Annotated in this window: 10 protein-coding genes; 3 read left to right on the top strand and 7 right to left on the bottom strand. The window is 67.1% G+C overall.

What is annotated here, in order from left to right:
* Positions 1-163: 163 nt before the first annotated feature.
* The 6 genes from OCW50_RS25855 to OCW50_RS25830 all read right to left on the bottom strand — a co-directional run bounded on the left by OCW50_RS25855 (position 164) and on the right by OCW50_RS25830 (position 3,981).
* Positions 164-1,186: a glycoside hydrolase family 3 N-terminal domain-containing protein gene (locus tag OCW50_RS25855; protein ID WP_262299537.1), complete on the bottom strand. Its 1,023-nt coding sequence runs from the start codon at positions 1,184-1,186 to the stop codon at positions 164-166.
* A gap of 46 nt (positions 1,187-1,232) precedes the next feature.
* Positions 1,233-1,724 carry a GNAT family N-acetyltransferase gene (locus OCW50_RS25850; protein ID WP_262299536.1) on the bottom strand — a complete coding sequence of 164 codons (492 nt, stop codon included), beginning with the start codon at positions 1,722-1,724 and terminating at the stop codon, positions 1,233-1,235.
* A gap of 206 nt (positions 1,725-1,930) precedes the next feature.
* Positions 1,931-2,338 carry a DUF6894 family protein gene (locus OCW50_RS25845; RefSeq protein WP_262273177.1) on the bottom strand — a complete coding sequence of 136 codons (408 nt, stop codon included), beginning with the start codon at positions 2,336-2,338 and terminating at the stop codon, positions 1,931-1,933.
* A gap of 7 nt (positions 2,339-2,345) precedes the next feature.
* Positions 2,346-2,597: a hypothetical protein gene (locus OCW50_RS25840; RefSeq protein ID WP_262299535.1), complete on the bottom strand. Its 252-nt coding sequence runs from the start codon at positions 2,595-2,597 to the stop codon at positions 2,346-2,348.
* Positions 2,594-3,346, bottom strand: coding sequence for a Crp/Fnr family transcriptional regulator (locus tag OCW50_RS25835; RefSeq protein ID WP_262299534.1), 753 nt, complete (start codon positions 3,344-3,346; stop codon positions 2,594-2,596). The genes OCW50_RS25840 and OCW50_RS25835 overlap by 4 nt, the downstream gene beginning before the upstream one ends.
* A gap of 227 nt (positions 3,347-3,573) precedes the next feature.
* Positions 3,574-3,981, bottom strand: coding sequence for a hypothetical protein (locus OCW50_RS25830; protein ID WP_262299533.1), 408 nt, complete (start codon positions 3,979-3,981; stop codon positions 3,574-3,576).
* A 301-nt stretch (positions 3,982-4,282) separates the two neighbouring features.
* On the opposite strand from OCW50_RS25830, the gene OCW50_RS25825 reads away from it, so the two are divergent.
* The 3 genes from OCW50_RS25825 to OCW50_RS25815 all read left to right on the top strand — a co-directional run bounded on the left by OCW50_RS25825 (position 4,283) and on the right by OCW50_RS25815 (position 8,299).
* A complete protein-coding gene (locus tag OCW50_RS25825) occupies positions 4,283-4,420 on the top strand; it encodes a hypothetical protein (RefSeq protein WP_262273181.1) in 138 nt (45 codons plus the stop codon).
* A 429-nt stretch (positions 4,421-4,849) separates the two neighbouring features.
* Entirely contained in the window at positions 4,850-6,247 is a 1,398-nt protein-coding gene (locus OCW50_RS25820) for a metal-dependent hydrolase family protein (RefSeq protein ID WP_262299532.1), read from the top strand.
* Positions 6,248-6,451: 204 nt separating this feature from the next.
* On the top strand, positions 6,452-8,299 hold the full coding sequence (locus tag OCW50_RS25815; RefSeq protein ID WP_262299531.1) for a metallophosphoesterase family protein: 1,848 nt from the start codon (positions 6,452-6,454) through the stop codon (positions 8,297-8,299).
* On the opposite strand, the gene OCW50_RS25810 is transcribed toward OCW50_RS25815, so the two are convergent.
* Positions 8,193-9,221: an AI-2E family transporter gene (locus tag OCW50_RS25810; RefSeq protein WP_262299540.1), complete on the bottom strand. Its 1,029-nt coding sequence runs from the start codon at positions 9,219-9,221 to the stop codon at positions 8,193-8,195. The two genes, OCW50_RS25815 and OCW50_RS25810, sit on opposite strands and share 107 nt — an antisense overlap.
* Between the last annotated feature and the right edge of the window lie 352 nt (positions 9,222-9,573).

Here is a 9,573-nt window from a genome sequence, read left to right as displayed (position 1 = left end):
GAGCTTGCGCCAACGTCTGGAGAGAGGCCGCCACGCACGAACCCTGCGCACCCGTTTCCGGCATGATCCCGCCGCTTACCTGGCGGCTCTCGAACAGCAGGCCTGCCAGTTAGCTTTGCCGTCCTAGTTTTTTTGAACGTTCGAGCCCACGCGGGCAATTCGCTTAAGCGAGCCGGGCGAAGATGTCCTCGACCTCCGCATGCAGCTGCCGGACATCGACCTTGAGGGAGCCGAGACGCCGCTGTCCGGCCTCGATCCTCTCCCGGGTCTGATGCGACAGCGGCCGGGCGGCTCTTGCCGCGGCAAGGCTCTCCGCCGTGGTTCCATGGCTGTGCAGGGCGATGTCGCATCCGGCGTCGAGCGTCTGGCGCACGCGCTCGGGCAGAGGCCCGCGCAGGGATTCCATGAACAGGCAGTCGGAGATGAGCACGCCCCGGTAGCCGAGCTCGCCGCGGATCACATCGTTGCAGATGACGGGCGAGACCGAGGCCGGCAGCTCCGCGTCATAGGCGGAATAGACCACGTGGGACACCATGGCCCATGGGGTGTCGATCAGCGCGAGGAAAGGCTTGAAATCCGTCGCGGTCAGGACCTCCCGGCTCTCGCGCACCACCGGCCGCTCCTTGTGGCTGTCGGTCGTCGCCCGCCCGTGGCCGGGAATGTGCTTCATGACGGGCAGGTTGCCGACTTCCAGGAGGCTGTCGACCACGACGCGGCCGAGCGCGGCCACACGCTCGGGATCGGGACCGAAGGAGCGCGCTCCGATCACGGCGCTCGTCGTGTCGAAGACGAGATCGAGGACCGGCGTGCATCCGCTCGCCAGTCCGAGTTCCGTCATCATGGCCCCCATGGCGTGCGACGAGAGGCGCAGGGCGTGCTTGGCGAGATCCATGTCATGGTCGGCCAGGCGCGAGAAGTCGCGGAAGGAACGGAACGTCGGCCACGGGCCGGCATCGAGATGCTGCACGCGGCCGCCCTCTTGGTCCGTGAAGACCGGCGCATCGTCGCGTCCCACAGCCTCGCGGAACTGGGCCACCAGGGATTTGACCTGATCGGGCGTCTTCAGGTTCCGGCGTCCCACGAAGAGACCGTAGGGATTCGTTTCGCGGAACAGCGCGACCTCGTCGGCATCGAGAACCGGGTTCGGGATGCCCACGAAGAGGGCGAGCGGCACGTTTTGGGACATCGGGCTCTGCGGGGTATGAGTGAAGGGCAGTCGAGAGGGGCTGGGTTTATGCAAGAACCGCCGGCTTCGGCGTTCGCAGCATGTCGGCGTAGATCCCTTTGCCTGCGACCGCGATCTCGACGGCGCCGACCGCGTCGATATAGAACCGGGCCGGGCCGGGATCGCCGATGATGGCATAGGCGTAGCCCATGTCCTTCATGGCCTGGAGCGTCCGGTGCAGCAACGCGGCGCCGATCCCCTGCCCCCGCGAGGCCTCCGCAACGCCGGTGGGCCCGAAGAAGCCGCGCGCGATCGCGTCGTAGCACGCGAAGCCGACGAGCTCGCCGTTGCTCAAGGCGATCAGGCAGGAGGAAGGCTGGCGCCCGATGGCGACCGCCGCCTCGCTCGCCCAGTTCTGGCTGAAATGGCGCTCGACCCAGGACAGGACCACGTGCCGCTCGGGGGCGAGAACCGGCCGGATCGTCACATCCGTTCGTGCCGTTCGCCGGCCCAGGGCTTCGACAGCGGGAGCGTAAAGACTGACAAGCAGGTCGCCCATGCCTATTCCATAATTGGGGTATATCTATTTTTATAGTGTATTATATTTGGGTCAACTCGGCTTGATCCGTCAAGCCTGTTCTCCGCGCACGCAGCTGCGTCCCGAACGATGCGCTCTTCAAAGAGTGGAACATCGGACCCAAACCTGGGTCCGCTTTTCACGTCCGATGCTCGAGAGAGGCGGCCTGCGGATTGCGCGGGCGGAGATTACCGGTTCGCGTTCTTGCCGAGGCGGCGCAGCAGCTCTTGTGACCGGCGAAGATTCTCCTGAGCCGTTCTCACCTGCTGGGTCACGTCGGCGGTCAGGCGCATCATCCGCTCGCCCTGCTCCCTGGCGGTCCTGACGCCTTGGGACGGCCTCATGGCCCGTCGTCCGGCCTGACGGTCGAGAACCTCGGAAAACGGCAGCTCCAGGATCAGGTCTCCCGCGGCATCGACGATCTCGAAGGCGTAACGTCTCGGATTGCGGCCTTCGCGCAGCCATTCCTGCGCCATGTCGCCGGCGGCCCGGAAGGCTTCCAGGTAGGCAGCGTCCGCATCGGGAAGGACCACGCCGCTCTCATCCGGGCTGACGCCCTCCGGATCGCCCTTCAGATGGAAGTAGAACCGCGGCATCGCTTTCTCATCCCTCCTTCGTGGGCCCGCCATGCCCGAGGATCCACCGCTTAGCGGCATCCAGATCGGCGAAGGTGGGATGGTTGAGACCGTCCAGCCGGTCGAAGCCCGCCTCCAGGAACCAATGCCCGGGCGCAACCGGGTTCTCGGGCGAAAGATGGACCAGGACGGCCAGGAGCCGCTGGTCACGGTCGAAGACCAGCATGCCCTCCTCTTCAGCTCCCGTCGCGACGCGCACCGGCTGAAGGGTGAGGGTCATGCCGCGGCTCCGCCAGTCGTGAGGAGGTGAAGGTAGGTCTCGTCGAAATCCCCGACTTCCTTCAACCTCTCCCAGTCGGGAACGATCAACCGGGTGCCCCGGGTCTCGATCAGGCCGTCCGCCCGCATCTGCTGGAACACCCGGTTGACGTGGACGGCCGTGATGCCGAGCGCATCGGCGAACTCGACCTGGGTGATCGGCAGATCGCAGGAATGATCCTCGGCCAGCCCGACCGCGTGCAGGCGCACCAGCAGCTCGCACAGGATATGGGCCATGCGCGGATAGGCTTCACGGCGCCCGACATTGAGGATCCATTCCCGGAAGGCCGCCCCCTCCACCAGGGTCTCGCGCCAGAACGCAGCCGCAATCCTGGGAGAGCGCAGGCAGAGATCCCATAAGGCCTCGTGGGTGATGAAGCCGAGGCTGCACGGCGTGAGCGTCGTCACGCTGATGTCCAGCACCTTCAGGTGCAGGCTCTGGATGTCGGGCATGTCCCCGGGGACGCCGAAGGCGACGATCTGGCGCTTGCCGTCTCCCATCACCTTGCTGGTGCAGGTCATGCCGCTCAGGATCGCGAAGGATCGCGACGGGCGGTCGCCCTCGCGCACCACGTCTTGATCCTCCTTGATGGCCGTCACCTGGATCGGCAGTTCGAGAAGGGCCTGCCGCTCATCGTCCGTCAGCGGAAAGATGCTCTCCAGCTTGCGAATGATCGGACTGTGATTGGCGGGGAATGGTGCAGGCAACATCGTGTTCCCTGTTTGTCGGGCTGTAGGATCTTATGGCATAGCCCTGAGCCGCAGGTCGGCGCTTTTGATCGCCCACCATACAGGCGGGTGAGCGCCTGTCTTTGACCCATGTTAATCCTGTATGGCCTTTCGGCCGCCGTCCGGCAAGCGTCGCAGCGCAACACCCGGACGATGCGGATCGAGGCGCGGCTGCCCGGCTGTCGTCGACAGAATGGCTCCCCGGCGGCTCAGGGTGCGTTCGTGGACCAGCCGTGATCGGCCGGCGCTCGTCCGACGGGCCGGCGCTCGCGCGGGCCGTGCCCGACGGTCAGGCGCGGCCGGTGCGGATGCCCGACGCGGGCCGGGATCGCGCTGCGCACCGCCTGCTGGAGCAGCCGCAGTTCCTCCTGCAGGGCCGCCAGACGCGCGAGCAGCTCGGCATCGCTGAGCGGCCCGGCCGGCTGCTCCTCGCACCGCCCAACCGCCCGGATCTTGCGCAGCAGGGCCGGACCGATCGCCGGGGTGGACAGCCAGCGCGCATCCGGGATCGCCGCCACCTCCCCGAGGCTCGGGCAGCGGCCGGCGAACTCGCCGCAGATCACCGATTGCAGCCGGGGGGAGAAATGGCTCAGGGGAAAGAGTTCGTCCCGCGACATGGGCTTTGATCCTCGGGCTTTGATCCTCGGGCTTTGATCCTGGGGCTTCGATCTTCGCGCTTCGATCCTGGCGTTCGGGTCCGGGTTCGACCGGAGCCCTATCGCAGAAGCCGATCGTGTCTGCTCCGGGGCTGAATCAAGGCCAAGCCTGGGCAATCCGGCACGGCTATCCTTTTGCGCCCACGGCGCCCGTCCTGACGGGACCGTCGGAACCGTCGCGTCGACAGGCCCGTGGCGATGCAGGTGTGCTATCATGCCGGCGTGCGATCCGTCGCGACATTCCTGCAGGGAGGAGTTTGTCATGGCACACCGGGAGCAGCACGGGAATCGGGAATCCAAGAAGCCGAAGAAGGAGAAGCCCAAGGGAGGCGCGACACCGCAATCGACCAAATGGGCCGTGAGCGAGATCGTCGAGGCCCGGTCGGACTCCAAGCACTGATCGCAGCCTCCCGGACCGCGGGCTCGCCCCCGCCGGCATTGCGCGTGTCGCGCCATGGATCTCGGCGAGACCGATGAACGGATCCTCACGGAACAACCGGCCCGGCGCACCGCGCCGGGGACCGGGCGGCGAGCCTTCGCGTGGAGCCGTGTGGAGCACGGGAACACGCCTCGGCGACAACACCCCGTCCGGACCGGAATCGAACCGGGCCCGGCTTGGGCATTTCCCCTGTCGCGCTCGGGGTTTTCCCGATGGTCCGCGGGTGTGAGACGGGCTAAGCTCCGGGCGGAGCAGCCCACCGGGAGAGCCCGCGAGAGACTCCGCGAGAGACCCCACTGCGCCCGCCGTCGCATGGGGAGCGCCGTATGGTGTCGCAGACCCGGCCGGTTGCCGCGGCGAGGTCGGGGCGTGCGAGAACAGGGGAACGCAATGTCTGTCTTCCCGGCGACCGCCAGCGCGGTCCCCCGATCCTTCCGGCGGCTCGCGACGGCGGCGCTCCTGTGCATCGCGCCAGGTCCGGGCGATGCGGCCGAGCGGCCCCCGGCGACCCCGCCGGGCCCTGCGGCGACTCTCATCGAGAATGTACGGATCTTCGACGGCAGGAGCCCCATGCTGTCGCCGCCCAGCCATGTTCTGGTGAAGGGCAATGTCATCGCGCGGGTCTCAACCGCCCCGATCGACATCCCGCCGGACACCGCCGTCCAGGTGATTCCCGGAAACGGGCGCGTGCTGATGCCGGGGCTGATCGACATGCATTGGCACGCGATGTTGGTGCGCCCGACGCCCGTGACGCTCCTCTCGAGCGGGATCGGCTATTCGAACCTGCTGGCGGGCGTCGAGGCGACGGCGACGCTGATGCGCGGTTTCACCACGGTCCGGGACATGGGCGGCCCAGCCTTCGACCTCAAGCGCGCCATCGACGAAGGCCTGCTGCCGGGCCCGCGCATCTATCCCTCCGGCGCCATCATCACGATCACGGGCGGCCATGGCGACTTTCGGCCGCTGTCCGATCTGCCGAGGACCATCGGCGGGATGCTCGCGCGCGTCGAGCAGCTTGGCGGCAGCATGATCGCCGACAGCCCGGACGAGGTGCGCCTGCGGGCGCGGGAGCAGCTCATGCAGGGTGCGTCCCAGATCAAGCTGACCGCCGGCGGCGGGGTGGCCTCCCCGTTCAGCCCGCTCGACGTTTCCACCTTCACCGAGCCGGAGCTTCGTGCTGCGGTCGAGGCCGCCGAGAACTGGGGAACCTACGTCTGCACCCACGCTTACACGCCCGCGTCGATCCAGCGGTCGATCGCGGCGGGCGTCCGCTGCATCGAGCACGGGCACCTGATGGACGACGCCACGGCCCGGCTGATGGCCGAGAAAGGAATCTGGCTGAGCACGCAGCCGTTCCTCGACCTCGGCGGCGCCGACGCTCTGGGGCCGGCCGAGCAGGCGAAGAAGAAGCAGGTTCTGGCGGGAACCGAGAGGGTCTATGCGCTGGCGAAGGCGTACCACATCAAGACCGCTTTCGGGACCGACGTCCTTTTCTCGCAGGAACTGGCCGAACGCCAGGGGGCCATGCTCGCGACGCTCGCCCGCTGGTACACGCCGGCCGAGGCGCTCACCATGGCGACGTCGACGAACGCCGAACTCCTCGACCTGTCCGGACTGCGCAATCCCTATCCGGGCAAGCTCGGGGTCGTGGAAGAGGGAGCGCTGGCCGACCTGCTGCTCGTCGACGGCAATCCGCTCGACAACCTCGACCTGGTCGCCGACCCGGCCAGGAACTTCCTCGTCATCATGAAGGACGGACGGCTCTACAAGGACACCCTGCCCCGGTGATGTCCGGTCCCCAGGCGTGCCCCGGGGCTCGGATCGTGTCATTGTCCTGGAGCGCCCCGAAGGCCGCGACGATGCGCCGACGGCATCGGGTCACCGGACCCGAGGAGACCCGACCGGATGAGCGCCCCTGGGTTTCGCACTTTCGAGCAACGACCGGAATCGGCCATGATGAGCAAGTCACCGTCCGGGCAGGAGACAGGGACGATGCGGGAGACGACCGTCGATCCCGGCATTCCCTTTCTCATCGACCCGCGCGGCGGCGACATCGAGGATGACGTCGCGAGCCCCAAGAGCCGGTCGCTGATCGCGATCGGCGGTCGCCTTCTCGCCGAAATCAGCCTCCCCAAGCTTTTTGCGGCCTGGATCATGCTGATCGGCCTTCCGGCGGTTCTCCTCGGGCTTGCCCCGCTGGTGATCCTGGGATGGGCCAACACCATATCCCGGCAGCTCGCGACCGCGCTGGCAGGGTTCTGGTCGCTGCTGATCGTCGGAGGCCTCGTGGCGCTCGCCTGGGTCGGCGGCAGGCCCGTGCTGCGCGCCGCCGAGCAAAGCTTCTGGTCGCTCAATGCACTGGCCGTACAGCCGGTCTATGCTCTGTTCCGGGAAGGCCTGCGCCATATCGGCGGCAGGCTCGCTCCCGGCCTCAAACCGCGGCAGCGCACGCGGCTCTACGCTGCCGCGGCCCTGGGCGGAGGCCTGCTGCTGAGCGGACTGTCGCTCTGGTCCGTCCTGCTTGCCTGGCCCGCGTCGCGCTGGATCGGCCATGCGGGCGACGTTTTCGCGCCGCTCCAGCTGATCGGTCCCGCTCTCGCCAACGCGGTGGTCATCGTCGGATGCTATGTCATGGGAGCGGCCCTCGTCTGGGCGGCGGCCGATGGTGCCCTGGGCCGGCCGGCCGACCTCATGACCTTCGCCGAGATCCCGTCCGGCGTCCGGACATGGCGGATCGCGCACCTGTCCGACCTCCATGCGGTCGGAGAGCGCTATGGGTTCCGGATCGAAAGCGGGAGGACCGGGCCGCAGGGCAACGCAAGAATGCACCGTGTCGTCGATCGCCTCGCCTCGCTCCACAGGCACGATCCGGTCGATCTGGTCCTGATCACCGGCGACATGACCGATGCCGGCCGGTCGGCCGAGTGGGCGGAGTTCATCGACGCGGTCGCCGCCTATCCCGATCTGGCCGAACGCATCCTGATCCTGCCCGGGAACCATGACGTGAACGTGGTCGACCGCGCGAATCCGGCCCGGCTCGAGCTGCCGACCAGTCCTGGCAAGCGCCTGCGCCAACTCAGGACCCTCTCGGCGCTCGAAGCCCTGCACGGAGGCAGGGTCTTCTGCTTCGATTCCGAGGCGGGGCGCCTGGGTCGCACTCTTTCGGAGAGACTTGCCCCGTACAGGAACGACATCCAGGCCTTTGCCGAGACAGGAGGGCTCCGCCGGTCCCTGCGACTGGCTCGGATATGGGACGATGCATTTCCCCTGATCGTCCCGCCGACAACGGAGGAAGGCATCGGCGTGGCGCTTCTCAACTCGAACGCCCAGACCCACTTCTCCTTCACGAATGCCCTCGGGATCATGTCGGCGCTGCAAGCGCAGGATCTGGCGGCCGCCATGGAGCTTTATCCCCGCGCCGGCTGGATCGTCGCCCTTCATCATCACGTGGTCGAATATCCCACGCCGGCGCGGGCGTTCTCGGAGCGCATCGGCACGGCCCTCATCAACGGATCGTGGTTCGTCCGACAGCTTCGGCCCTTCGCCCGGCGCCTCGTGGTGGTCCATGGTCATCGTCACACGGAGTGGATCGGACAATGCGCGAGCGTCCGGATCGTCTCCGCGTCGTCGCAGGTCATGCAGGGGGCGCCGGTCGAGAGCGCCTCCTTCCTGGTCCATACCCTCGCGATGGTCGATGGCGGGCTTCAGCTCGCCAGGCCCGAACGGGTCGAAGTCACGTTTTCCGATGGGGACGATCGGGGAGCGGTTCATCCGCCTCGTCCGGTGGCCCGAGCTGAACCGCCAGCCACCGCGTCGCCGGATCCTGAGCACAGAAGGTGAGAACGGCAATCGTGATCGGAAGCCCGATGAACGTCCCCGGCAGGCCCCACAGGAACGTCCAGAGGAAGATCGAGAACAGCACGACGAACGGCGACATGGCGAGCACGCTTCCGGAGAGGCGAGGCTCGATATAGCTTCCAACCACGAACTGAATCACGTTCAGGCACGCGAAGACCGTGATGACGGCCTGCCAGGTATCGAACTGCACCATCGCGAGCAACGTGGGGAACAGGGTCGCGATGAACGGCCCGATGAAAGGGATGTAGTTCAACGTGAAGGCAATCACCCCCCACTCCTGGGCGAGCGGCAATCCGAAGAGCTCCGCGAAGAGCCAGACGAGCGCGCCGGTCAGAGCGCTCATCACGGTTCGCACCACCATGTAGCGGCGGATCTTCACGGCCGCTTCCGCGCCGCCCGCGAGCAGGACCCGTGACACCCGTTGATCCGGCAAAGTTCCGATCTTCCGCGCCGTTCCTTCGACTTCGAGCAGCCCGATAATCACGTATACGAGGACGATGAGCCAGAAGCTCAGGGTCGTGTTGACCTGGCCCGTGAACTTCTGCATGAGACCCACGATCCAGCTGATGTTGAAGTGATCCGCCCAGAGGCTCGCCACGACGATCCCCTGCTCCTCGAGCCATGCCGTCATCTGATTGTAGATCGCCTGGAAGCGGCCCAGATTGAGGAGGATCCAGCGTCCGACCCGGCTGAAGGCCCAGACCACCAGCGAGGCAAAGCCGCTGAACGCAGTCACCAGCAACAGGACGCTGATCGCCAGGGCGACGAGACGCGGAACGAAGGCCTGGAGCCGGGCCTGCAACGGCCACATGATCGCGATCAGGAACAGCGCGAAGGCCACCGGTGCGATGACGGCCTCGGCCACGTAGATCGCCCCGAGGACGATCAGGGTCGTCATCGTCATCAGGGCCCAGTTCGTCGACTCGATGCGAGAGGGGCCACGACGGGTCTCGTCCACGGGAACATGAGGTTGATCCACGTCGTCCCTCCCGGTCCATGGCAGCCATGGCGATGAGCCCCGCCATAATCGCGGGCCGGCGCCATCGGACCGGTCTGCAATCCGAAGCCGCTCGCCGGCGCTCGCCGGCGCTCGCCGGAGCTTGCGGAGCGCCCGCTCGCGCAAGATCGCGCAACAGGATACCGGCAGTCCGCGGCAGGAGCAAATCGCGAGACATCGGGAACGCGTGCGCCGCAGGGATTGCGAGGTGTTCCCGCATTCTCGACGGCCGAATGTCGATGCACGGCTGAGGCCGGGA

Origin of the sequence: Microvirga sesbaniae (assembly GCF_025460805.1) — a bacterium.
GTDB classification, from domain to species: domain Bacteria; phylum Pseudomonadota; class Alphaproteobacteria; order Rhizobiales; family Beijerinckiaceae; genus Microvirga; species Microvirga sesbaniae.
This window is presented reverse-complemented; position numbering and strand designations above follow the sequence as displayed.

Excerpts from the sequence above, each read along its gene's own strand:
- OCW50_RS25855 (WP_262299537.1), bottom strand. The coding sequence starts at position 1,186 with ATGTCCCAAAACGTGCCGCTCGCCCTCTTCGTGGGCATCCCGAACCCG.
- OCW50_RS25850 (WP_262299536.1), bottom strand. The coding sequence starts at position 1,724 with ATGGGCGACCTGCTTGTCAGTCTTTACGCTCCCGCTGTCGAAGCCCTG.
- OCW50_RS25845 (WP_262273177.1), bottom strand. The coding sequence starts at position 2,338 with ATGCCGCGGTTCTACTTCCATCTGAAGGGCGATCCGGAGGGCGTCAGC.
- OCW50_RS25840 (WP_262299535.1), bottom strand. The coding sequence starts at position 2,597 with ATGACCCTCACCCTTCAGCCGGTGCGCGTCGCGACGGGAGCTGAAGAG.
- OCW50_RS25835 (WP_262299534.1), bottom strand. The coding sequence starts at position 3,346 with ATGTTGCCTGCACCATTCCCCGCCAATCACAGTCCGATCATTCGCAAG.
- OCW50_RS25830 (WP_262299533.1), bottom strand. The coding sequence starts at position 3,981 with ATGTCGCGGGACGAACTCTTTCCCCTGAGCCATTTCTCCCCCCGGCTG.
- OCW50_RS25825 (WP_262273181.1), top strand. The coding sequence starts at position 4,283 with ATGGCACACCGGGAGCAGCACGGGAATCGGGAATCCAAGAAGCCGAAG.
- OCW50_RS25820 (WP_262299532.1), top strand. The coding sequence starts at position 4,850 with ATGTCTGTCTTCCCGGCGACCGCCAGCGCGGTCCCCCGATCCTTCCGG.
- OCW50_RS25815 (WP_262299531.1), top strand. The coding sequence starts at position 6,452 with ATGCGGGAGACGACCGTCGATCCCGGCATTCCCTTTCTCATCGACCCG.
- OCW50_RS25810 (WP_262299540.1), bottom strand. The coding sequence starts at position 9,221 with ATGACGATGACGACCCTGATCGTCCTCGGGGCGATCTACGTGGCCGAG.